The following is a 22,451-nucleotide window of genomic DNA, read 5'->3' as shown; positions in this document are numbered from 1 at the left end:
CCACTAAAGTGGGGCTGTTTGATTGTCTAAGTTCGAAATCATGACCGAAAACGCACAGTCTCATTCTGCGCCATCCCGCCAGGCACTCCGAATCGCTAAGGTTCAGCGAGTCCAAGATTTTTTATTTCATGGGATCACCCAATTTTTTGCATGCAGTGTCTTGATTACATTGCTTGGAATTATTATTTCTTTGGTAATTAATGCATGGCCTGCATTGCATACTTTTGGCTTGGGATTTTTCTTTACCCAGGAGTGGGATATTGTTAATGGCGAGTTTGGTGGACTCATTGCAATTTACGGAACGCTGGTTACTTCCCTGATTGCTTTGTTAATTGCAGTCCCTTTAAGTTTTGGAATCGCAGTTTTTTTGACTGAGCTTTGTCCAGGCCCATTACGCAGACCTCTTGGTACTGCTGTTGAGTTGCTTGCTGCTGTTCCGTCCATTATTTATGGCATGTTCGGCTTATTTATCTTTGCGCCCTTGTTTGCGGAATATATCCAGCCAGCACTTGCTGCAACGCTTGGGCAGATTCCTGGGTTGGGGATTTTGTTTTCAGGTGCTTTTAATGGAATTGGTGTTTTGTGTGCAGGTTTGATTTTGGCAATGATGATCTTGCCATTTATTTCATCGGTCATGCGCGATGTATTTGAAATTGTCCCGCCAGTTTTGAAAGAGTCAGCATACGGAATAGGTTGTACAACCTGGGAAGTAGTGAAAAACGTTGTTCTGCCTTATACAAAAGCGGGCGTTATTGGTGGAATTATGTTGGGCCTCGGAAGGGCTCTCGGAGAGACCATGGCGGTTACTTTTGTGATTGGTAACGCTCATCGCCTCTCTGCTTCCTTATTTGCTCCAGGCACCTCTATTGCATCCACTCTTGCTAATGAATTTGGTGAAGCAGAGGCAGGAAATCATTTGTCCTCATTATTTGCCTTGGGCCTAGCTCTATTTATTATCACGTTCATTGTGCTCGCTTGTGCAAAGTGGATGTTAAGTAATATGGAGAAGAAGCAGGGCTTGAAATCATGAATAAAGCCACCAATATCAATCCAGAAGTATTTGCCCGTCGTAAGCGTGCGAATAAGATTGGCTTAACCCTATCTATGAGCGCTATGGGTCTAGGAATGATTTTTCTATTCTGGATTCTGAGCGTACTGATGATTAAGGGATTTTCATCTGTTGATCTCGCGCTATTTACCCAGAGTACCCCTGCGCCAGGATCCGATGGCGGAGGTTTAGCAAATGCCATCGTTGGTAGCTTATTGCTAGTTGCTTGCTGCACGCTCATTAGTACACCTGTTGGTGTTTTAGCGGGCTTGTATCTTTCAGAGTATGGAGATCGTAGCAAAGTGGCTGCAGTCACTCGATTTGTGACAGATATTATGCTATCAGCGCCATCAATTGTGATCGGATTATTTGTATATGCATTTGTTGTGGCCCAAGTGAGGCACTTCTCGGGTTGGGCTGGAACGGTTGCTCTCGCTTTGATTGCTGTTCCTGTGGTGGTTAGAACGACGGAAAATATGTTGCGATTGGTGCCAGGAAGCTTGAGAGAGGCTGCTTATGCACTTGGTACGCCTAAGTGGAAGGTAGCTTTTTACATCACTTTGCGCGCAGCTAAAAGTGGCGTCATGACTGGTATTTTGCTAGCCCTAGCTCGCGTCAGCGGTGAAACAGCACCGTTGCTATTTACTGCTTTAAATAATCAATTTTTTTCAACCAATATGAATGCGCCGATGGCAAATTTGCCTGTGGTCATTTTCCAGTTTGCCATGAGTCCTTATGACAATTGGGTTGATCTAGCTTGGGGTGGCGCTTTGCTGATTACATTCGCAGTGCTGGGATTAAATATTCTGGCGCGCGTTGTATTTAGAGATAAGGCGCAGGGATGATGAGTAATATGAGAACAATGTTTGACTTAAATCAGATTGATAGTCAAGGGGGAAGAGTGGATACATCAAATCAAGGGCCACTGAGTGCAGCTGTGAATGCTATTGAGGTTCGTAATTTGAATTTTTATTACGGCGCATTTCAAGGCCTTAAGAAAATTAACCTAGATATAGAACAAGGTAAGGTAACTGCTTTTATTGGCCCATCTGGTTGCGGGAAGTCTACCCTCCTAAGAACCATGAATCGCATGTATGACCTTTATCCTGGTCAGCGTGCTGAGGGCGAGATTAATTTTTATGGCCAAAATATTCTTGCGCCAGGCCAGGATCTAAATTTACTCCGGTCTCGGATTGGAATGGTTTTTCAAAAACCTACTCCATTTCCAATGTCAATTTATGAAAACATTGCTTTTGGTGTGCGTTTATATGAAAAACTTACTCGCTCTGAGATGGATGAGCGTGTTGAGTGGGCTTTAAATAAAGCTGCTTTGTGGAATGAAGTTAAAGATAAACTCAATCAAAGTGGCCTCTCGCTTTCTGGTGGTCAGCAGCAACGTCTTTGTATTGCACGTGGTGTTGCCGTAAAGCCATCCGTGATCTTGTTGGACGAACCAACCTCTGCGTTAGACCCAATTTCTACAGGCAAAGTAGAAGAATTGATTCATGAGCTCAAGGCTGATTACACGATTGCCATCGTGACTCATAATATGCAGCAAGCAGCACGCGTTTCAGACTATACCGCTTACATGTATTTGGGAAGTTTGATTGAATACGGTAAAACAGATGAAATATTCATTAAGCCGAAGCGCAAAGAAACTGAAGATTACATAACCGGTCGCTTTGGTTAATTGGAGACACTTATGCCAGATAAACATCTTTCATCACAATTTGATGCTGACTTAAATTCATTATCTAGTCGTTTGTTGGAAATGGGTGGCTTAGTAGAGTCCCAGATCTCAACGGCTATGCGCGCTTTTACGCAAATGGATCTTGAAACTTGCAATGTTGTGATTGCAAATGAAAAGTTAGTCAATGATTTAGAGATTCAGATTGACCTAGCTTGTACTGAGTTAATTGCTAGACGACAGCCAACTGCACGTGATTTACGTTTGGTAATGGCTGTATCAAAAGCAATTACTAACTTAGAGCGCGCTGGTGATGAGGCCGAGAGGGTTGCCAAAAGAACCAAGCGCTTGATTGAGGCGGGATTGCCCCACAATATTAACGTAGCTGAGATCCGTTTATCCGGTCAAATGGCTATTTCTTTATTGCGTCGTAGCTTGGATGCTTTTGCTCGTTTGGATACTATTGCAGCAGCTGAGGTTGTTCAAGAAGACCGCCAAATTGACGAAGAGTTTAGAGGATTTGTTCGCAAGTTAATTACTTACATGTCTGAAGATCCACATATGATTAGTACGGGCTTGGATATGTTGACAATCGCCAAGGCGATTGAGCGTATTGGTGATCATGCTAAAAATATCGCAGAGTTTGTAATCTACATTGCTAAGGGGTCTGACGTTCGTCACATCCCTCATGAAGATTTAGTGCGCGAAGCTAGTAGACAGTAAGCGGATAACAGACAATGACTCACCGCATACTCATAGTTGAGGATGAGCCATCAATTGCAGAATTGATTGCGATCAATCTGACTCATGCTGGTTATGAGGTTGAAAAAGCCTTACAAGCTGATATTGCCTTCAATATGATGAAGGATCAGCTTCCAAGCTTGATTATCTTAGATTGGATGCTTCCCGGAAAATCAGGCGTGCAATTTGCAAAAGAGTTAAGGGCTAACGATCGCACCAAGGCATTGCCGATACTAATGCTGACCGCTAAAAGTGAAGAGTCCGATAAAGTTTTGGGTTTGGACTCTGGGGCTGATGACTACGTTACTAAACCCTTTTCTCCGAAAGAGTTAATTGCAAGGGTTAAGGCGATTTTACGTAGACAGTCTCCTATTGAAGACACCGGCCCACTCAAAATTGGCCCACTCAAATTAGATCCTAGTTCACACCGTGTGCTGGCTACCTGGCCTGACAGTGACCCAAAGTCGATTGCTCTTGGACCAACAGAATTTCGCTTATTGCAGTACTTTATGGCTAATCCAGAGCGCGTGCATTCGCGGGCGAGTCTGCTAGATAAAGTATGGGGCAATGAGGTCTATATAGAGGAAAGAACGGTTGACGTTCATATTAAGCGCCTAAGAGCCGCATTGGCGCCCTTTGCCTGCGATCGCTTTATAGAGACGGTTCGCGGTAGTGGGTACCGTATTACGAAGACTCCAACGGAAACTTAAGCTTTACATAGGTGGTTTAAGCCGATTCTCTAGGCTTTTCTAGAGATGATCTAATATTGCAGCATGTTATCTGTATTAACTCGCTTTTTTGTCATTATTTGCGTTGCGCTCATCGCCGCTTTTGTCTCACTATCGATATGGGGCGTGGAGATTGCAATTGCTGCAGGAATTTTTATTATTTCCATACCGTTGATATATGCCTATATCAATTTAGCCAGACTTCGTAAGCATATACTCGCAGACTCTCTTGAAAACATGTCTCTTCCCAGCGGCTTTTGGGAGGAGGTATTTTTTAGGTTGCAAAGATTAATTCGTAATCTAAAACAACGTATTCGTAGCATTGAGCAGCAGCATGACCATTTTATTGAGGCCTTTCAAGCTTCCCCAAATGGCATTGTGATGCTCGATGAGAGTGATCAGATTGAGTGGTGTAATTCAATTGCAGAGCGTTTTTTTGGCCTAGTCTTTAAGCGCGATGTGATGCAGCGAATTAACTTTTTAATTCGTCGACCAGAGTTTGTTCAGTATCTCCAAAAGCGCATCTTTGAAGAGCCGTTGCTTTTGGAAAGAATGGGCCCAAATGGTAATTTAAGTTTGATGTTGCAGGCTTTTCCATTTGGTCAGAAACGTCATTTGCTTCTAGTGCAAGACGTTACTGACTTGCAAAAAGCAGATGCTATGCGCCGTGATTTTGTGGCCAATGTTTCACATGAAATGCGTACCCCTATTACTGTATTAATGGGATTTCTTGAAACAGTGCAGACTTTAGATCTGCAAAAAGATCAGCAAGATCAATATTTTGATCTCATGATGTCCCAAGCACAAAGGATGAAAAGCTTAGTTGAGGATCTGCTTACTCTTGCAAATCTAGAATCAAATACTTTGCCAGCCTCTGTTTCGGTTGTGAAGATAGAGACCCTCATGGCAATGTTAAAAAATGATGCCGAAGCCCTCTCGCAAGGAAAGCATGCAATTGACTTTGAATTGAGCTCCCCAATGAATTTGCTTGGGGAGGAAAGAGAAATTCACTCGGCATTTAGTAATTTAGTATCCAATGCAATTCGTTATACGCCCGATCTTGGTTCCATCAAGGTCGCTTGGAGTGTAAATAGTCAGGGCCAAGGAGAGTTCTTGGTAAAAGATTCTGGACCTGGCATTGCTTCAGAGCATCTGCCAAGATTGACTGAGCGTTTTTATCGTGTTGATAGAAGTCGCTCTAGGGATACGGGTGGCACTGGTTTAGGGCTAGCCATTGTGAAACATATTGCCAATCGACATCAGGCGCAATTAATTATTGAGAGTACCCCAGGAAACGGTAGCGCCTTTATGCTGCGCTTCCCCAAAGATAGAATAGCTACTAGCTAGTTGCCGGCTAGTTATTCTTTCTTTTTCTTTTTCTTCTTTTTAGATTCCTTGGGCAGCTTATCTGCTTTTCCGTTTGCATAAAGGCACCAAACTTTTATTTCTTCAAATAGCTCAACAAGATCCTCATGGGGAAGGTTCTTCAGGTCCGCAAGTCCTATGCTCCCTGATTCCTGCAATTGTTTCACTGCGTCTTCGTATTGATATTTGCTCATGGTGATTTAGCTCATAAATTAAATACGAGGTAATCCTATCAAAGTAATATGACAAAGTAGGAATTCATGCCTAAAAAATGCTTTTTAGCCGCTAACCCCTGATGGTTACAGGCCTCCTGGGATTTTACAAACCCATGAGATAGATCCCTATGCGAGTATTCATAGCCTGGACGTTGCTCAGTCTGCAGGTTAATTAATAAAACTGAAATATTGTGTCATTAGGATAGAAAGCAGATTTTCTATCATGGGGGCAATACAATGAACCTAGACTTAGTTAAGTATCTTTCATCGGTAATGCGTGGAGATATGAGTGGTGAGCCAACCACTTATTTTTACAATCCCCAGGATGGCAAGCAGAACTCAAGCATGGATTTAGTTAAAGACCAATTTCTAGTTGATTCCACCTTTTCTCTTGGTCTGGATGAAATCATTTGACTAAGCATTCATTGCGAAGAATGCCATGAGTAAAGCCTATAACATTCTGTTTTTATGCACCGGCAATTCAGCGAGATCAATTCTTGGTGAGGTGCTTGCTACCACGCTTAGTCATGGGAAATTTGTAGGGTATTCAGCGGGATCAAAACCAGTGGGCTTTGTTCATCCAATCGCCATGCGTATTGCAAGGGAGATTGGGTATCCGCTAGAAATCCTTAGGAGTAAAAGCTGGGATGAGTATGGTGTAGATGGTTCTCCAAAGATGGATTTCATCATCACGGTTTGTGATTCTGCCGCTGGCGAGGAATGTCCCTATTGGCCTGGACATCCAGCTACCGCGCATTGGGGCTTTCCAGATCCAGCCAAGGTTGTTGGAAGCGATGAGCACATTTGGGAGGCTTTCAGAAGCGTAGAAATAGGGCTCCGTAACCGTATTGAATTGCTAATGGATCTTTCGGTGGATAAGCTTGATCACCTCCAGTTGAAAAATGAGCTTCATCAAATTCACCATAAATTTAGCTAATGATGCAAAGTCCTTAAGGGGGAGTTATGGCCACTTATAGTGTTTATTTTGCTGGAGTATCCTTAAGCACGCATCAAAAATTCGCTATTGCTCAGGATATTACGAAGATTCATGCTGAAGTGACAGGTGCAGAGGCTTATTTTGCGCAGGTGATATTTAAAGCGCTTGATACGCACGACTTCTTTATTGGCGGAGTATTACTTGACGAGCCGCATCTATTTCTTAGTGGGCAAATTCGTAGTGGTAGAAGCGAGCAAACAATTAAGCAGTTACTAGTTGAGTTGGAAATATCATTGCAGCGTACTACTAAGCTAGCAAGTCATCAAATATGGGCATATATAGATGAGATAAAGCCCAGCCAAATGATTGAGTATGGCCAGATCCTGCCTGCTGTAGGTTTCGACAAAGTCTGGTTTTCTACTTTACCTGCCAATATTCAAAAAAAGCTTGCATATTTAGATTCTTAGGCTGGGGTAATCCTTACAAAAGCATGAATTTGGCGCATTGAAAGCGCTCACGAAATCGTCACTGAACTGTCATTTTTTTGGACGATAGTGTAACAATCCCTCTTTAACTCATTTTTATCCTATGAGTACCATACATCTCTTAAAGCCCTTAGCGGTTTTCATTCTTGCATTACTTACTAACACCTTATATGCCTCTGCAATTTATCCAATAGACCGAGCCTCAATATTGGCTGGCTCTAAATTTGATATCAAGGTTGAATTAAATTCTGAGATTAATTTAAGCGACCTCACTCTTGAGATGAATGGCGTGCCACTCAATTCGGTTTTGGGCAAAAAGGGCGACTTTATTGCCAACGAGAATGGCAAAGGTAGCGCGATTATTTTTCGGGATGTGGAGCTAAAAAAACCAGGTAAGTATGATTTGGTAGCAAGCACTGCACAGGAACGTTTACAAGTTTCATGGGATGTGTATGCTAGCGGCCCACGTCGTGTAAAAAATGTAATTTTATTTATTGGTGATGGAATGACTATCGCCAATCGCACTACAGCTAGGGTGCTTTCAAAAGGTATTCAAGAAGGGAAGTATCAAGGTAAATTGGCATTTGACGAAATGCCCAGTACTGCCATGATCGGCACATCGGGATCAGATTCTTTGATTACGGATTCTGCAAACTCCATGAGCGCATACACCACAGGTCATAAAACAGCCGTCAACGCTATGGGTGTGTATGTTTCTCGCGCAAGTGATAATCTTTCTCACCCTAAGGTGGAGACTATTGCCGAGCTCATTAAGCGTAAGACAAAAATGTCAGTGGGCATTGTTTCTGATGCGGAGTTGCAGGATGCTACACCAGGTGCAATGGTTGCCCATACGCGTCGAAGGGCTGATAAGCAATATATTGCCGACCAATTATTTTCTAGTGGAGCTGAGGTTATTTTGGGCGGTGGATCTGCTTATTTCTACCCTCAATCCACCAAGGGATCAAAACGGAAAGATGAGAAAAATTTAATTGAAAACTTTAAGGCTGGCGGGTATCAACTTGCCTTCACAAAGCAAGAACTACTTTCTGCTGCAGAAAATAAAAATACTAAAAAATTATTTGGCGTATTTCATCCAGATAATATGGATGGCTCCTTAGATAGACTTTATCTTGGGAAAAATACTGTGCAGCAATATCCTAATCAACCTGATTTAACAGAAATGACAAAATCAGCCATTGAGGTTTTATCAAGAAACCCCAATGGATTCTTTTTAATGGTTGAGGCTGCGCTCATTGATAAGTTCAACCATCCTTTAGATTGGGAGAGGGCAGCTTTTGACACGATTATGTTAAGTAACGCCGTGCAGATTGCAAAAGATTACGCTAAGACTCACCCCGATACTTTGATTATTGTGACGCCCGACCATACTCATAGCGGCTCAATTAGTGGTGTGGTGAATGATGATAAGCCTGGCCCACTTCGCGAAAAGGTGGGTATTTATGCAGATGCTGGATATCCAAATTATCCTAGGGCAGATGCTATGGGTTATCCAAACAAAATTGATGTAAGCAAGCGCATTGCGTTTTTCTATGGCAACTACCCCGATCACTATGAAACACTCCATCCCAAGTTGGATGGCACTTTTGTGCCTGCCGTTAAGGATCAGTCAGGTAAGTATGTTGCGAATCCAAAATACATTCAGTTGCAAGAAGATGCGATTCACGTAGGCGGCAATTTACCAGTGCATCAGGAATCTGGTGTTCATACAGCTGATGATGCGGTTTTAAATGCCCAAGGCCCAGGCTCAGAAAAATTTAAAGGTTTTATGGATAACACCGAGGTATTTAAGGTGATGGTACAGTCTTTGGGTTTAGGTAGCAAATAAAGCACCATGGAATTTATCAACAACATTAATCTAGCCTCATTGGGCGATACCGCTTTAAGTTTAGGGGCGGCGTTTATCTTTGGTGGCTTGATTGGTCTTGAGCGTCAGTACCGCCAACGAACTGCAGGTTTAAGAACGAATATTTTGGTCGCCTTAGGAGCGGCTATATTTGTAGATGCTGCTAACCGACTAACTGGCCATGATGGTGCTGTGCATGTGATGGCTTACGTTGTATCTGGCATAGGTTTTCTCGGCGCAGGTGTGATCATGCGTGAGGAAGGAAATGTTCGCGGCATCAATACGGCAGCAACTTTATGGGCTTCGGGAGCCGTAGGCGCTTGCGCTGGAGCAGATCTTATATTGGAGGCGGGGTTAGCAACGGCTTTCATTTTGGCTACCAATACCTTGCTACGTCCGGTGGTAGCATTTATTAACAAGCAACCGCTGGATACGATTGCAGTTGAAGTAACTAATTCGGTTTATGTCATTACACCTAAACATGCTCAAAAACATGTATTGAAGCAATTTGTTCAAACATTGGAGGCTGCTGGATATCAAACGCAAGATATTCAAGTACATCAATTTGGCTCTGATGATGTTGAGATCCAGGCTGTGTTGATGGCATCGGCTGTTGATGGCGACGAAATGGATCAGCTGATTGCTAAGATTGCAGATCAAGATTTTGTCACCCAGGCATTTTGGAGTCCGAGCACTACTGACTAAGGCTGGATTGCCTTTGACATCATATTGAAATATAAAAAGCGCAATATGGTCTGGTGAATACCATTCAAAATTACCTAGAATCAACTATTACTTGCCCGCAATGCCATGCCTCAGAAACTATTTGCCTAGAGAGCGGTATTGGCGTTCATTTCTATCGCTGTAAATCTTGTAGCGCTATATTGAAGCCCAAATCTGGTGACTGCTGTGTTTTGTGTAGCTTTGGCGATCGTGATTGCTTAAGTCCAGAGCAAAATCTGGCTGCCTAGAGAGGCATCGCCTGGCGGCTGAGTACGGCAGTAGATTTCATCAATGTGTCATGGTTTTTACATAAAATAGTCATATTTACTACTGCATGACTTTTTGGGGAAAATTTTGGCCAGCAATCCCGTTGATCAAGTATCTAATTCTGAGGATTTAGTTGCCGCAGTAGATTTGGGTTCCAATAGCTTTCGCATGCTTGTCGCGCAAGCGGTGAATACTTCTTCTGGTACCCAATTGCGCCCCATTGATACATTGCGCGAGTCAGTTCGTTTAGCTGCTGGCCTCACTGACAATAAGTTACTTGGTAATGATGCCTATCAAAGAGGTTTAGCGGCGATTCGTCGATTTGGTGAACGTATTAGAGGCTTTAATCCTGCAAATGTTCGCGCCGTAGCCACCAATACATTACGTGTTGCAAAGAATGCCCAGCAATTTGTTGAGGATGCTCAGGAAGCGTTGGGATTTCCTATCGAAGTAATTGCTGGGGTTGAAGAAGCGCGTTTGATTTATATTGGCGCAGCGCATGAGGTTCAAGCGGTGCAGGGAAATCGCCTGGTGGTTGATATTGGTGGTGGCTCAACGGAGTTCATCATAGGTAAGGGATATGAGCCTAAATTGTTAGAGAGCTTATATATTGGTTGCGTCTCTCATAGCATGCGATTCTTTCCAAAGGGTAGCATCGATGCGCACGAATTCAAAGAAGCTGAATTAGCTGCAAGACGAGAAATTCAGGTGATTGCTGGTGCTTATCTGAGTACTGGTTGGAAACAAGCTATTGGTTCTTCAGGAACGGCTAGAGCCCTTGCGGAGCTGATTGCGGCTAATGATTTAAATGGCCATGGTGATACCTTAACCATGGGTCGGGTTAATGCGGGTAGCGGCTTGATTACACGAGAGGGTTTAAAGGCCCTGAAAAAACACTTACTCAAGTATGACCATGTAAGTCAGGTAGAACTTAATGGCCTGAAGGACGACAGAAGGGCGGTTTGGCCTGGTGGTTTAGCGATCATGCTGGCAGTCTTTGATGAGCTTGGTATTGAAGAGATGGAAGTAACAGATGCCGCCTTACGTAGCGGTGTTTTATATGATTTACTGGGCCGCTCTCAGCATCATGATATGCGCTACGTTACTGTTGAGCAATTTATGCAACGTTATGCAGTTGATCGCGACCAAGCTGACCGAGTTGGAAAATTAGCAGCTGAATTTTTGAAGCAGTTACCAAAGCCAGAGGTTGAAAGCAGGGCAGATAATGTTGCATTGCTGCAATGGGCTGCCAACTTACACGAGATTGGTCTTTCGATTTCGCATAACGGATACCATAAACATTCTGCCTATATCGCTGGCAATGCGGATATGCCCGGCTTTTCAAAGAATGATCAAGCCAGGCTGGCTGCCCTATTAATTGGCCATACAGGAAAGCTCGGGAAATTAGCCAATAATCATGGGTTCAATGATTGGAGAATGCTCTTTTGTTTGCGCTTGGCTCATGTTCTTTGTCGGGGACGTAATGACGCTAATTTGCCAAAAATTAAAGTGTCTGAGCACGAAGGTTCGTATTTAGTGAGTCTTTCCAAGGATTGGGTTACTGAACACCCCTTAACGGAATTTAGTTTGATGAAAGAGGCTGCTGAATGGGAGCGAATTGGTCGCCCTTATGAGGTCAGTCTGAAGTAGTTCCGAATGTAAAAATGCCGCTCAAGAAGCGGCATTTTTTATTGGATCACCAAGAGGTTACATGCCCAAGAAGTGCTTTGCATAGCGCGGATTGATGTCCGAAAGACGTAACATTGTCAGCAAGTCAGCGGTATTGAAATCAGGATCCCAGGCTGGCGCGCTGCAAATCTTAGCGCCTAGCTTTAGATACCCTTTAATGAGTGGAGGAGCCTCTACATCTAGACCACCATTTAATTTTTCTAGTGGCAGAGGTAAGCGAGGGAATGCGTGGAATTCGGTTGGCGCTAATTGGTTGCTGCCCAATGAGTTGTAGAGGCTGGCTGCAAAGTGGCCACCATCTGCCATCGGAATGCTGGCGCATCCGAGCATGATTTCATAGCCATTCTTGAGCATATATTGAGCTAGGCCGCTCCATAAAGCCATAATGACTGCGCCAGAACGATAGTCTTGATGCACACATGATCTGCCAAGTTCAACTAGTTTAGGGCGGAGATGATCAAGGCGCGATAAGTCAAACTCAGAATCGGAGTACAGACGCCCGATTTGTTGCGCCTTATTTGGAGGGAGTACTCGGTAAGTGCCCACTACTTTCAATGAGTCTTGATCGCGAATCAGTAAATGATCGCAATAGCTATCAAACTCGTCGATATCTAAACCTTCTGCGTTTTTAGGAAGATTAGCACCCATTTCTTCAGCAAAAACTTTATAACGCAAGCGTTGGGCCTCTTTGACTTCTCCTGCACTGCTGGCCCACTCGATTTGAAATGTAGGTTTTTTTGCTTTTGTAGGTTGAGTAACCGGAATGGCTTCTGGAGTTGCAGTTAATTCAGCACGCGCCTTAGTGGCAAACTTTTTTCCGAAGAGTTTTTTTGCTAACTTCTTCGATAGTTTCTTAAATGGATTGAGTTTGGGTTTGGCTGAAATGACTTTCTTCTTTTTTGGAGAAAATATTTCAAATGCACCTATTGGATTTGGGATGTCGGACATGATTAGCCTATTAAGTGATTTGTAAGATCGTAGAGATCATTTATTACGGTTTTAAGACAACTGGTATGCAAATAGAGGCCCACATCATGATTGCAATAATGAGCGCCAACATCACTGCTGCTGAACCAAAATCCTTAGCGCGTTTTGATAAGTCATGATGCTCAAAGGAGATGCGATCAATCGCCGCTTCTACGCTGGAATTTAATAATTCAATCGCTAATACCATTAACAGTGAGCCAATCAGCAATGCTTTTTCTAAATAACTCACAGATAACAGAAGGGCAATCGGAGTAAGAACAATAAGTAAAGTAAGTTCTTGTCTAAAGGCACTTTCTTCTTGAAATGCATATACCAATCCATGCCAAGAATTTTTGGCGGCATGCCATGCTCTAGTTAGCCCACGATTACCTTTATGGGGATTTTGATTAATGTGATAGGGCGCGGTCAAAAAGAGTTCCTTCTTAGGCGATAGCAGTTACATGAACTTCTGGAGTTGGTACCGGCTTAAGGTGCCTTGCAAATTCCTCTGTGGCTGCTCGCCATGAGAATTTTTCTGCGTGAGCCCGCGCCATCTCTCGTGGAATCTTTAACGCCTCTATACATGCCTCACGCAAGTCTTCATGCATTGCACCTGCCTTGGAATTGCCAAGAACATCAATAGGGCCAGTTACTGGATAGGCTGCCACAGGGGTGCCACATGCCATAGCTTCAAGAAGAACAAGGCCAAAAGTATCTGTCTTGCTGGGAAAAACGAATACATCTGCCGCTGCATAGACTTTTGCTAGTTCGTGCTGCTGTAATACGCCTAGATAGTTGATATCTGGGTATTTTTCTTTTATGCCAGCCATAGCTGGACCGTCTCCTACCACCCACTTTGAGCCTGGTAAATCAATTTCTAAAAAAGCATTAATATTTTTTTCAATCGCTACTCTGCCAACATATAGAAAGATTGGATGAGCGGTATTTAGCGCTTTTGATTCTTGCATCTTGAAAATATCTAAATCAACGCCGCGAGACCACAATACAACATTGCTTAAGCCATATTTTTCAAGATCGTTCTTTACAACAATAGTCGGCGCCATTACTGCCATGGATGGACCATGAAACCAGCGAATAAATGCATAAGTGATTGCAAGTGGTATTCCGGTGCGAGCTTTTACATACTCTGGAAAGCGTGTGTGATAGGCGGTTGAGAATGGCAAGTTATTTTTAACGGCATATGAGCGCGCAGATAGGCCTAATGGCCCTTCTGTAGCAATATGCATTGCATCTGGCGCAAATTCTTTAATGCGGCGCGCCACTTCTTTGCCCGGAAACAATGAGAGTGCGATATCGGGATAAGTTGGACACGGAATGGATTTAAACCCCGTTGGTGTAATCATTTGTACTTCATGACCCATAGCGGTTAGTTCGGCGCTAGTTTGTTTAAGGGTGCGCACTACGCCATTAACTTGTGGATCCCATGCATCCGTGATGATCATAATTTTCATGACACAGCCTCTTTTAGTAATGACTCAACTGCTGGTTGGAAGGAAATTTCAGTAGCTTCAACTGGCTCACCTTTGATATGGGGCCAATGAATAATTTTTAGTTCACCTGTGTGGGTTTCAACTAAAGCGGTTAGGCTCTCGACCCAATCGCCATCGTTGCAATAGAGCAGCCCATCGATTTCTCGAATTTCGGCTTTATGAATATGTCCGCAAACCACCCCGTCGCAACCACGCAAACGGGCTTCTCTGGCCATGATGTGTTCAAAGTCTGCGATGTAACTAACAGCATTTTTCACTTGATGCTTCAGATACTGAGAGAGTGACCAATATTGCAGGCCCATTTTTACCCGCAGCATATTGAAATAGCGATTTACGTAAAGGATGAAGGAGTAAAGCGTATCTCCTACATAAGCTAACCATTTTGCGTACTGCATTACCCCATCAAACAGATCGCCATGGGTAACCCATAACTTTTTTCCATCCAAGGTCGTGTGGATAACTTCTTCGACTACCTTGACATCCCCAAAAGACAGGCCAAAAAATTGTCTAGCGCTTTCATCGTGATTACCAGGAACATAAATAACTTCAGTTCCTTTGCGCGCTTTACGTAAAAGCTTTTGCACCACATCATTGTGAGCTTGCGGCCAGTAGAAAGATTTTTTAAGGCGCCAACCGTCAATAATGTCGCCAACTAAGTAAAACTTATTGGCCTCATTGTGTTTTAGAAAGTCTAGGAGGTAGTTAGCCTGACATCCTGATGTGCCTAGATGTACGTCTGAAATCCAGATGGCTCTGTAATGCATCATGAATTCGTATTAAGCCTATCGAGTATGTAAGCTTCATGACACTTTCAAGTCAGTTTAATGACGCATAGTCTTTTTCTCGATTTGGGATATATTCTTCCCATATGACTTCAAAACAAGCAGTAATAGAGCAAGCAATACAACAGAACACACCCTTTGCTAAGCGGTTTTGTTTATGGGTGGCTATTTGGGCTCATGTTTTGTCAGGCGTATTCACTCTCTTTGTTATTTTTCCTTGGGCAAATTCCCGGGCTAAGCAACTCCATATTCAAAAATGGTCAAAACGCTTACTCAATATCTTTGGCATCGAGTTGTTGGCTACAAATCCTCAGATCTTGCCCGGTACCTCATTTTTGCTTTGCTCGAATCATATTTCTTGGATGGATATCCATGCCATTAATGCTTTGGCGCCGATTCGTTTTGTTGCAAAGTCTGAAGTAGAGGGGTGGCCAGTATTTGGATGGATGGCCAAGCAACTAGGAACCGTTTTCATAAAGCGGGATAGTAGTAGGCATGCTCATCTTGTTGTTGGGGAGTTAGCTAACACCATGAAGGGTGAATCTGTGTGTATTTTTCCTGAGGGCACCTCAACCGATGGGGAATCTGTACGCCCCTTTAAGCCTAATTTATTTGAATCGGCTGTAGTTGCTAATGTGCCTGTTTATAGCCTGGCAATCCGTTATTTATCCAAGACCACGGGCAAAAGATCAAATGTTCCTGCCTTTATCGGGGATATGGGCCTATTAGAGTCAATGGCTCAAATTCTGAAAAACCGGAATTTGATTGTTGAACTCACTTTCTTTCCGCCTCCTGGTTCTGCTCCTGAAATGCCATCGGATCGTAAATGGTTGGCATTACATAGTCATGAGCAAATAAGTCGATACCTAGTCGATAAAAGTTAGTCTTTTGTCATAAAAGCGTCATAACTTATGACGAAACTAAGTCCTCTAATTTGGACTCCGTATGACATCCAGACACAAAGAAATGGCAGAGTGGTACCAGCGCGCTCAAGTAGAGATACTTGATAGCATGGATGAAGAGCTCGAAATGGAGCTCGATGATGACCGCTTATCGCCTGATGGAGACTCCAAATCCCAAGTTCCACGTAATATTTACTTTAAAGAGCTCTTCAGATTGCAGGGAGAGCTTGTAAAACTTCAAGATTGGGTGGTTGAAAATAAAGTAAAGGTAGCCGTTCTTTTTGAAGGTCGAGACTCTGCTGGTAAGGGTGGGGCAATTAAGCGGATTACTCAGAGATTAAATCCACGAGTATGTAAAGTTGTCGCATTACCTGCGCCTAACGAGCGTGAGAGAACGCAGTGGTATTTTCAGAGATACATTTCTCAGCTACCCGCCGGTGGTGAGATTGCTCTATTTGACCGAAGTTGGTACAACCGCGCTGGTGTCGAAAAAGTGATGGGCTTTTGCACTGATGATGAATATGAAGAGTTTCTGCGTACGGTTCCTGATCTTGAACGAATGATGATTCGTTCGGGCATCATATTAATTAAATATTGGTTTTCAATCTCAGATGATGAGCAGTACAACCGATTCATGATGCGCATTCATGATCCGCTGAAGCAGTGGAAGCTTAGCCCGATGGATCTAGAAGCCCGTCGACTTTGGGAGGCATATACCAAGGCAAAAGAGACAATGCTAGAGCGCACTCATATACCAGAGGCGCCATGGTGGGTGGTGGCAGCAAATGATAAGAAGAAGGCGCGCTTGAATTGCATCAGTCATCTGCTATCGCAAATTCCTTATCAAGAAATTCCGCATCCAGAAATCACGCTCCCTGCGCGCGTTCATAATCCTGATTATCTCAGGGGGCCAGTGCCTCCAGAGATGTATGTGCCTGAGGTTTTCTGATCTTTAACGTCACTTAGAAATCCCCGATCTTGGGGATTTTTTTGTTGAGCACTTTTTGATTATTAGACTCACTCTTTGCATGGCTAATGCAAATTCGCCAATTATTCTCTAATATAGGCAAATGACTAATTTCCTTGATCCTGCAATTCTATTTTTTATATTTGGCGTATTTGCTGGGTTAGTGAAATCTAATTTAGAGATACCGCAACCAATTGCGCGGTTTTTGTCTCTTTATTTATTAATGGCTTTAGGTTTAAAAGGAGGCTTTGCTCTCCATAAATCGGGCTTTACTACCGAAATCGGTTTGGCTCTTGGGCTTGCTGTGTTTTTAGCGATTCTTGTTCCCTTGATGGGGTACGTGATTCTTAGAACGAGGCTCAACACATTTGATGCTGCGGCGATTGCCGCTACCTACGGCTCAGTGAGTGCGGTAACGTTTATCACTGCTACGCAAGTATTGAGTCAATACCGTATTGAGTATGGCGGACATATGGCTGCAGCCATGGCACTCATGGAGTCCCCAGCAATTATTTTGGCGATCTTATTGGCCAATAAAGCACGCACTGAAACTATAAAAAGTACGCAATACCCTGGCTTATCCAAGATTCTTCATGAGTCATTTACGGATGGAGCGCAACTTTTGCTGCTGGGATCGATGGTCGTCGGCTTAATTAGTGGTGACGCAGGACAAAAGCTAATGGCGCCATTTTCGATTGATTTATTCAAGGGAATGCTTGCATTCTTTTTGCTAGACATGGGCCTAATGGCTGCTAAGAATTTTGAGGGGTTAAAAGGTAAGCCACCCATCACTTTGATCTACGCAATTCTTGCCCCTTTGCTGCATGCATTAATAGCGTTGGGTTTATGTAAACTATTGGCTCTGCCACTGGGCAACACGGTCCTACTGATGGTGCTTGCAGCAAGTGCCTCATATATTGCGGTGCCAGCCGTTTTGCGGCATGCCCTGCCTGAAGTCAATCCCGCACTTTATATGGGCATGTCGCTAGGTATCACCTTTCCATTCAATATCATTTTGGGGATACCACTATATATCTATGTGGCTAAGTTGGTCTTTGCGTCATCAGCTTAAGTCTTTTTTAGTAAGTCCAATAGTTCGATAGATTTGACTTCGGGTAATTCGTTAAAAACCCATGTGATTTGATTGGTGACTAAATCAACACCATCCCAATTTGATATTAGGATGGTGAGTAGTACGGTGACGATAAAAAGACCAATGAAGGCAGATTGGTTATTTTCCATTTCTCATTTGCTTAATCGAATTCATGCAATCGACGATGCTATGCTTAGGAAATTTACCAACATTCGCTTTTTGTAGCGATTGAATGCAGTCTGAAAGCGAGTAACGTAATTTGATGGGGTTGCTTGTATTCATCTATTTTCTCCAATAATTTATAAAAGTTTCGACCCAACAATCGTTGGGTCGTCCAATAACCTCAGATTAAGCAGCTTCCTTAACTTCTTCAATGACCAGCTTAGAGTTGCCACCAATCAAAATTTTGCGAGGTAATTTCTCTTCTGGAATGACGTTTTCTAACTTAATGATGAGTAAGCCATTTTCAATATCGGCAGAGCGAACATTCACAGTTTCTGCCAAGGTAAAGTCATGACTAAAGTCGCGATTGGCGATGCCTTTATGCAGGTACTCGCCTTCCTGTTCAACCTTGACTTTGCCAGTTACGGTGAGTTTGTTGCCCTCGGCAGTGATATCGATCTCGTCACTTTTGAAGCCGGCAACCGCAATCTCAATGGCGTAATCACGCTCATTCTTTTTAACGATGTTGTATGGGGGATAGCTCTGGGCTTTATTCAGAGATTCTCCTGAATTTAATTCTTCAATAGCGTTGATTAAGCGATCAAAGCCAACTGAGCTGAGTAATACATTTCTACCAAATGGATAAGACATGGTTTTCTCCTTAATTTAAGCAAGTTCACTAATATCTGAGCCCCGAAGGCGCCAAGATATAACGTATTTATGGGCTGAATTTTTGAATTTCAAGGGGCTTGAAATCCCCAAAAATGCCCCTATATAAGGTGAATTACTGGTTTTTTATAGGATGCTGAAATGACGGTTGCAACTAAAGAGACGATGGGTTTCCAGGCGGAAGTAAAGCAACTTCTGCAATTGATGATTCACTCTTTGTATTCCAACAAAGAGATCTTCCTGCGTGAGCTGATTTCAAATGCTTCTGATGCGGCGGATAAGCTGCGCTTTGAGGGTATTGCGCATCCAGATTGGTATGGTGATGACCCCGAGCTAAAAATTAAGGTTGAGTTTGATAAAGCTGCTAGAACTGTATCGATTTCAGATAATGGTATCGGCATGAGTCGTGAAGAGGTCATTAGCAATCTGGGCACCATCGCGCGTTCTGGTACAAAAGAATTCTTTGCAAAACTCTCTGGCGATCAGCAAAAAGACGCTGCTTTAATTGGTCAGTTTGGGGTGGGCTTTTACTCTGGCTTTATTGTTGCGGATCGCATCACTGTGGAAACCCGTCGCGCGGGCTTACCTGCATCCGATGGCGTTCGTTGGGAGTCCGATGGCTCAGGCGAGTTTACGATTGAAAACATTGATCGCCCTCAGCGCGGGACAACGATCACCTTGCACTTACGCGAAGGCGAAGATGATTTCTTGAGCAGTTACAAGCTCAAATCAATCATTCGCAAATACTCTGATCATATTTCTTTGCCGATTCAAATGCGCAAAGAAGAGTGGGATGAAGAAAAGAAAGAGCAAGTCATTAAGGATGAGCTTGAGAGTATTAACCAATCTTCGGCATTATGGGCACGCAATAAGTCTGAAATTACTGAAGAGCAGTACAACGAGTTTTATAAGCACCTTTCTCATGATTATGAGAATCCGCTGTGCTATTCGTTAAATCGAGTAGAGGGTAGAAATGAATTCACACAATTACTATTTGTGCCATCTCGAGCACCATTTGATTTGTGGGATCGTAATAAGCGTGGCGGCATTAAGCTCTATGTCAAGCGCATCTTCATTATGGATGATGCAGAAAAGCTTATGCCGATGTACCTGCGTTTTGTCACGGGTGTAATTGATTCTGCCGATTTGCCATTAAACGTGTCGCGTGAAATTTTGCAAGAGTCACGCGATATTAAAGTTATTCGTGAAAGCTCTACTAAGCGGGTGCTGAGTATGCTCGAGGAGCTGGCTAATAGTGATGACGAGGCGAAAAAGGAAAAATATCGCACTTTCTGGACGCAGTTTGGTCAAGTATTAAAAGAAGGTGTTGGCGAAGATCAGGCAAACCAAGAGCGCATCTTAAAGTTGTTGCGCTTTGCAAGTACACATACTGATTCGTCCGAGCAGACAGTCTCGCTTGCCGAATATGTGGCTCGCATGAAAGAGGGCCAAGACAAGATTTATTACGTTACTGGTGAGACTTTCAATGCTGCCAAGAATAGCCCCCATCTTGAAATCTTCCGCAAGAAAGGTGTTGAGGTGCTTTTACTCTCTGATCGAGTGGATGAGTGGATGCTTTCATTTATCACTGAGTTTGATGGTAAGCAGTTGGCATCTGTCGCTAAGGGCGGTTTAGATTTAGGCAGCCTAAGCGATGAAAAAGAGAAAAAAGAGCACGAAAAGACCGAGAAGCAATTCAAGGACTTGATTGAGCGCATGAAAAAAGTGCTTGAAGATAAGGCTAAAGATGTTCGGGTGACATTCCGTCTAACAGATTCGCCTGCCTGTCTCATTGCTGATGAGAATGAGCTTTCTGGCAATCTCCTGCGCATGCTCAAAGCGGCAGGACAGCAAGCGCCTGATATGAAACCTATTCTGGAGATCAATCCAGAGCACCCATTGCTCTTAAAGCTAAAGGATGATGATAAGCAGTTTGATGATTGGACGAACTTGTTGTTTGATCAAGCGCTTTTGGCTGAGGGTGGTCAATTGAATGATCCTGCTAGTTTTGTAAAGCGAATGAATCAATTGCTCTTGAAGTAATTAATATGTCTTAAAGACAAAATGCCAACCTCAGGGTTGGCATTTTTATTGATATCGAACTACTAAATATCTACTGACTAAATCATGGCGAGAGCTTAGAAGTTAAAGGAAAGCTTTCCGTATACAGACCAATCGTATTGGTTATAAGTTTGGACTACTTGTTTACTAGCTCCAATCGCAAATAGAAAGCCTTTATTTATTCTATGAGTCACCATGGCATCTAGCGGAACAAACCAGCCACCACCGGCAGAGTTATAAATGACCCCGTTTTCATCCCAAAAACGTATTTGTGTACTCGGATCAATTTGAAATCCTAAGGTAGGAAAGAGCTGTAGATTTCTGATGAGGGGCGGTTGACTAGGATTAACTTGAAAAGAGTTGTTCTTGGTATCGAACCCGTACATATATCTAGCCAATGGCGAGAAGTCCGCTAGATTAAGAAGGGTAGCTTCTTTTGGTCTAAAGCTCGCGCCAACCTGAGGCCCAACGGCCCACTGGCCATTATTGCCAAATGGAAAAATGACTCTAGCGCCTAAATTAGCACCCCAGGTGGGAAGAAGATGTGGGTGGTTTCCCCAAAAAGTAAGCATCGTATTACCTGCACTGTACTGCCCAGACGATTGCGCTGGATAGCTAGGCCCATAATCAGAAACATAAGAGGTATCTAGTCTTAAAGTTCCCTGAAACTGTCCTACATCTAACGGATGGTAGTAACGAAGCTTGAGAGTGTCAGCGTAATTTTGATTCCCATGATATTCATGGTATCCCCAAAATTCTAGAATGCTGCTACGAGAATATTGTTGCGAAACATTCTGAAATTTTGTTGAAAACTTATCCTCATCCTCTGCGCTGATTGCATTGGCATGAATCATTACAAAGAGCGTGATAAGTACTGCAATTGACTTCATGGGTAAGCGCTGCGCAAACGACTTCTTATTTAATCCAGCGAATGAATTCTTCAGCAGGGCGTCTGACTTTCTTCAGGTTTAGTAGCCAATCCTCATCAGCCTTACGGTAGCCTAGAGGTAACATAACAACGCTGCGTAAACCTTTGGCTTTTAGCTCAAGAATATCGTCTAGAGCTTTCGGATCAAAGCCTTCCATTGGTGTGGCATCCACTTCTGCTTCAGCTGCGGCAATGAGCGCAGTTCCTAGGCCAATATAAGCTTGCTTAGCCGTGTGGTTGAAATTGACTTCTGGATCTCTAGCGGGGTAATTCTTGAGTAGCATTTGACGGTAAGCAACGCCCGCATCATTTTTAAAGTTACGCACTTTCTCGGTCATATCAAATGCATCATTAATGCGCTCTGCTGTGTAATGATCCCATGCCGCAAAAACGATTAGATGAGAGCAGTCGGTAACTTGGGATTGATTATTCGCAATGGCTTTAATTTTCTCGCGAAGATCTTTGTTAGTAATCACGATGAGCTCATATGGCTGCAATCCACTGGAGCTGGCTGTCAATCTCACAGCTTCCAAGATTTGCTCTACTTTGTCTGTTGGCACCACTTTATTAGGGTCCATTTTCTTGGTAGCATACCGCCATTTCAGCTTATCAATTAGATTCATTTTTACTCCTTTATAAATTTTGTTTTTTTAAGTCG

General features: G+C 43.2%; 27 protein-coding genes. 17 read left to right on the top strand and 10 right to left on the bottom strand.

What is annotated here, in order from left to right:
- Window positions 1-40 precede the first annotated feature (40 nt).
- The 6 genes from pstC (at window position 41) to phoR (ending at window position 5,551) form a co-directional block, all read left to right on the top strand.
- A complete protein-coding gene (gene pstC, locus NHB34_RS07865) occupies window positions 41-1,030 on the top strand; it encodes a phosphate ABC transporter permease subunit PstC (protein WP_353427094.1) in 990 nt (329 codons plus the stop codon).
- Window positions 1,027-1,893, top strand: coding sequence for a phosphate ABC transporter permease PstA (gene pstA / locus NHB34_RS07860; RefSeq protein WP_353427093.1), 867 nt, complete (start codon window positions 1,027-1,029; stop codon window positions 1,891-1,893). The genes pstC and pstA overlap by 4 nt, the downstream gene beginning before the upstream one ends.
- Window positions 1,890-2,738: a phosphate ABC transporter ATP-binding protein PstB gene (gene pstB, locus NHB34_RS07855; protein ID WP_353427092.1), complete on the top strand. Its 849-nt coding sequence runs from the start codon at window positions 1,890-1,892 to the stop codon at window positions 2,736-2,738. Before pstA ends, pstB begins: the two co-directional genes overlap by 4 nt.
- Window positions 2,739-2,750: 12 nt before the next feature.
- A complete protein-coding gene (gene phoU / locus NHB34_RS07850; RefSeq protein WP_353427091.1) occupies window positions 2,751-3,458 on the top strand; it encodes a phosphate signaling complex protein PhoU in 708 nt (235 codons plus the stop codon).
- Window positions 3,459-3,472: 14 nt separating this feature from the next.
- A complete protein-coding gene (phoB, locus tag NHB34_RS07845; protein ID WP_353427090.1) occupies window positions 3,473-4,186 on the top strand; it encodes a phosphate regulon transcriptional regulator PhoB in 714 nt (237 codons plus the stop codon).
- A gap of 63 nt (window positions 4,187-4,249) precedes the next feature.
- On the top strand, window positions 4,250-5,551 hold the full coding sequence (phoR, locus tag NHB34_RS07840) for a phosphate regulon sensor histidine kinase PhoR (RefSeq protein WP_353427089.1): 1,302 nt from the start codon (window positions 4,250-4,252) through the stop codon (window positions 5,549-5,551).
- A gap of 11 nt (window positions 5,552-5,562) precedes the next feature.
- Here the strand turns inward: phoR and NHB34_RS07835 are convergent, their stop codons facing one another.
- Window positions 5,563-5,763, bottom strand: a complete 201-nt coding sequence (locus NHB34_RS07835; RefSeq protein ID WP_353427088.1) for a hypothetical protein — start codon at window positions 5,761-5,763, stop codon at window positions 5,563-5,565.
- Between the two features lie 258 nt (window positions 5,764-6,021).
- On the opposite strand from NHB34_RS07835, the gene NHB34_RS07830 reads away from it, so the two are divergent.
- From NHB34_RS07830 to ppx, 7 genes are all read left to right on the top strand, one after another.
- The gene (locus tag NHB34_RS07830) at window positions 6,022-6,198 is read left to right on the top strand and encodes a hypothetical protein (protein WP_353427087.1); all 177 of its coding nucleotides are present in this window, start codon (window positions 6,022-6,024) and stop codon (window positions 6,196-6,198) included.
- 25 nt (window positions 6,199-6,223) lie between these two features.
- A complete protein-coding gene (locus NHB34_RS07825; protein WP_353427086.1) occupies window positions 6,224-6,721 on the top strand; it encodes an arsenate reductase ArsC in 498 nt (165 codons plus the stop codon).
- Between the two features lie 26 nt (window positions 6,722-6,747).
- Window positions 6,748-7,188: a tautomerase family protein gene (locus tag NHB34_RS07820; RefSeq protein ID WP_353427085.1), complete on the top strand. Its 441-nt coding sequence runs from the start codon at window positions 6,748-6,750 to the stop codon at window positions 7,186-7,188.
- A 121-nt stretch (window positions 7,189-7,309) separates the two neighbouring features.
- Entirely contained in the window at window positions 7,310-9,055 is a 1,746-nt protein-coding gene (locus NHB34_RS07815) for an alkaline phosphatase (protein ID WP_353427084.1), read from the top strand.
- 6 nt (window positions 9,056-9,061) lie between these two features.
- The gene (locus NHB34_RS07810; RefSeq protein ID WP_353427083.1) at window positions 9,062-9,778 is read left to right on the top strand and encodes an MgtC/SapB family protein; all 717 of its coding nucleotides are present in this window, start codon (window positions 9,062-9,064) and stop codon (window positions 9,776-9,778) included.
- Window positions 9,779-9,831: 53 nt separating this feature from the next.
- The gene (locus tag NHB34_RS07805) at window positions 9,832-10,044 is read left to right on the top strand and encodes a GDCCVxC domain-containing (seleno)protein (RefSeq protein ID WP_353427082.1); all 213 of its coding nucleotides are present in this window, start codon (window positions 9,832-9,834) and stop codon (window positions 10,042-10,044) included.
- A 106-nt stretch (window positions 10,045-10,150) separates the two neighbouring features.
- Window positions 10,151-11,713, top strand: coding sequence for an exopolyphosphatase (ppx, locus tag NHB34_RS07800; RefSeq protein WP_353427081.1), 1,563 nt, complete (start codon window positions 10,151-10,153; stop codon window positions 11,711-11,713).
- 57 nt (window positions 11,714-11,770) lie between these two features.
- Here the strand turns inward: ppx and NHB34_RS07795 are convergent, their stop codons facing one another.
- From NHB34_RS07795 to NHB34_RS07780, 4 genes are read right to left on the bottom strand one after another with little or no spacing between them, the layout of a single operon-like run.
- Complete coding sequence (locus NHB34_RS07795; protein WP_353427080.1) at window positions 11,771-12,700, bottom strand: GNAT family N-acyltransferase; 930 nt, start codon at window positions 12,698-12,700, stop codon at window positions 11,771-11,773.
- Window positions 12,701-12,743: 43 nt separating this feature from the next.
- A complete protein-coding gene (locus NHB34_RS07790; protein ID WP_353427079.1) occupies window positions 12,744-13,148 on the bottom strand; it encodes a diacylglycerol kinase in 405 nt (134 codons plus the stop codon).
- Window positions 13,149-13,161: 13 nt separating this feature from the next.
- Window positions 13,162-14,190: a glycosyltransferase family 1 protein gene (locus NHB34_RS07785; RefSeq protein ID WP_353427078.1), complete on the bottom strand. Its 1,029-nt coding sequence runs from the start codon at window positions 14,188-14,190 to the stop codon at window positions 13,162-13,164.
- Window positions 14,187-14,993, bottom strand: coding sequence for a UDP-2,3-diacylglucosamine diphosphatase (locus NHB34_RS07780; protein WP_353428581.1), 807 nt, complete (start codon window positions 14,991-14,993; stop codon window positions 14,187-14,189). The genes NHB34_RS07785 and NHB34_RS07780 overlap by 4 nt, the downstream gene beginning before the upstream one ends.
- A 104-nt stretch (window positions 14,994-15,097) precedes the next feature.
- On the opposite strand from NHB34_RS07780, the gene NHB34_RS07775 reads away from it, so the two are divergent.
- From NHB34_RS07775 to NHB34_RS07765, 3 genes are all read left to right on the top strand, one after another.
- Window positions 15,098-15,895 carry a lysophospholipid acyltransferase family protein gene (locus tag NHB34_RS07775; RefSeq protein WP_353427077.1) on the top strand — a complete coding sequence of 266 codons (798 nt, stop codon included), beginning with the start codon at window positions 15,098-15,100 and terminating at the stop codon, window positions 15,893-15,895.
- A gap of 61 nt (window positions 15,896-15,956) precedes the next feature.
- Window positions 15,957-16,862, top strand: coding sequence for a polyphosphate kinase 2 (gene ppk2 / locus NHB34_RS07770; RefSeq protein WP_353427076.1), 906 nt, complete (start codon window positions 15,957-15,959; stop codon window positions 16,860-16,862).
- 121 nt (window positions 16,863-16,983) lie between these two features.
- On the top strand, window positions 16,984-17,952 hold the full coding sequence (locus NHB34_RS07765; RefSeq protein WP_353427075.1) for a sodium-dependent bicarbonate transport family permease: 969 nt from the start codon (window positions 16,984-16,986) through the stop codon (window positions 17,950-17,952).
- Here NHB34_RS07765 and NHB34_RS07760 read toward each other — a convergent pair.
- From NHB34_RS07760 to NHB34_RS07750, 3 genes are all read right to left on the bottom strand, one after another.
- Entirely contained in the window at window positions 17,949-18,122 is a 174-nt protein-coding gene (locus NHB34_RS07760; protein ID WP_353427074.1) for a hypothetical protein, read from the bottom strand. The two genes, NHB34_RS07765 and NHB34_RS07760, sit on opposite strands and share 4 nt — an antisense overlap.
- Entirely contained in the window at window positions 18,112-18,255 is a 144-nt protein-coding gene (locus NHB34_RS07755; protein WP_353427073.1) for a hypothetical protein, read from the bottom strand. Before NHB34_RS07755 ends, NHB34_RS07760 begins: the two co-directional genes overlap by 11 nt.
- 66 nt (window positions 18,256-18,321) lie before the next feature.
- Window positions 18,322-18,786, bottom strand: coding sequence for an Hsp20 family protein (locus tag NHB34_RS07750; protein WP_353427072.1), 465 nt, complete (start codon window positions 18,784-18,786; stop codon window positions 18,322-18,324).
- A gap of 159 nt (window positions 18,787-18,945) precedes the next feature.
- On the opposite strand from NHB34_RS07750, the gene htpG reads away from it, so the two are divergent.
- A complete protein-coding gene (htpG, locus tag NHB34_RS07745; RefSeq protein WP_353427071.1) occupies window positions 18,946-20,847 on the top strand; it encodes a molecular chaperone HtpG in 1,902 nt (633 codons plus the stop codon).
- A gap of 95 nt (window positions 20,848-20,942) precedes the next feature.
- Here the strand turns inward: htpG and NHB34_RS07740 are convergent, their stop codons facing one another.
- Window positions 20,943-21,755 carry a hypothetical protein gene (locus NHB34_RS07740; protein WP_353427070.1) on the bottom strand — a complete coding sequence of 271 codons (813 nt, stop codon included), beginning with the start codon at window positions 21,753-21,755 and terminating at the stop codon, window positions 20,943-20,945.
- A 25-nt stretch (window positions 21,756-21,780) separates the two neighbouring features.
- Complete coding sequence (locus NHB34_RS07735) at window positions 21,781-22,416, bottom strand: NAD(P)H-dependent oxidoreductase (protein WP_353427069.1); 636 nt, start codon at window positions 22,414-22,416, stop codon at window positions 21,781-21,783.
- Window positions 22,417-22,451 lie beyond the last annotated feature (35 nt).

Origin of the sequence: Polynucleobacter sp. MWH-UH19D (genome assembly GCF_040409795.1) — a bacterium.
Classification (GTDB): Bacteria; Pseudomonadota; Gammaproteobacteria; order Burkholderiales; family Burkholderiaceae; genus Polynucleobacter.
Note: the sequence above shows the minus strand (reverse complement) of the source record. Positions and strands in the feature narration are given on the sequence as shown.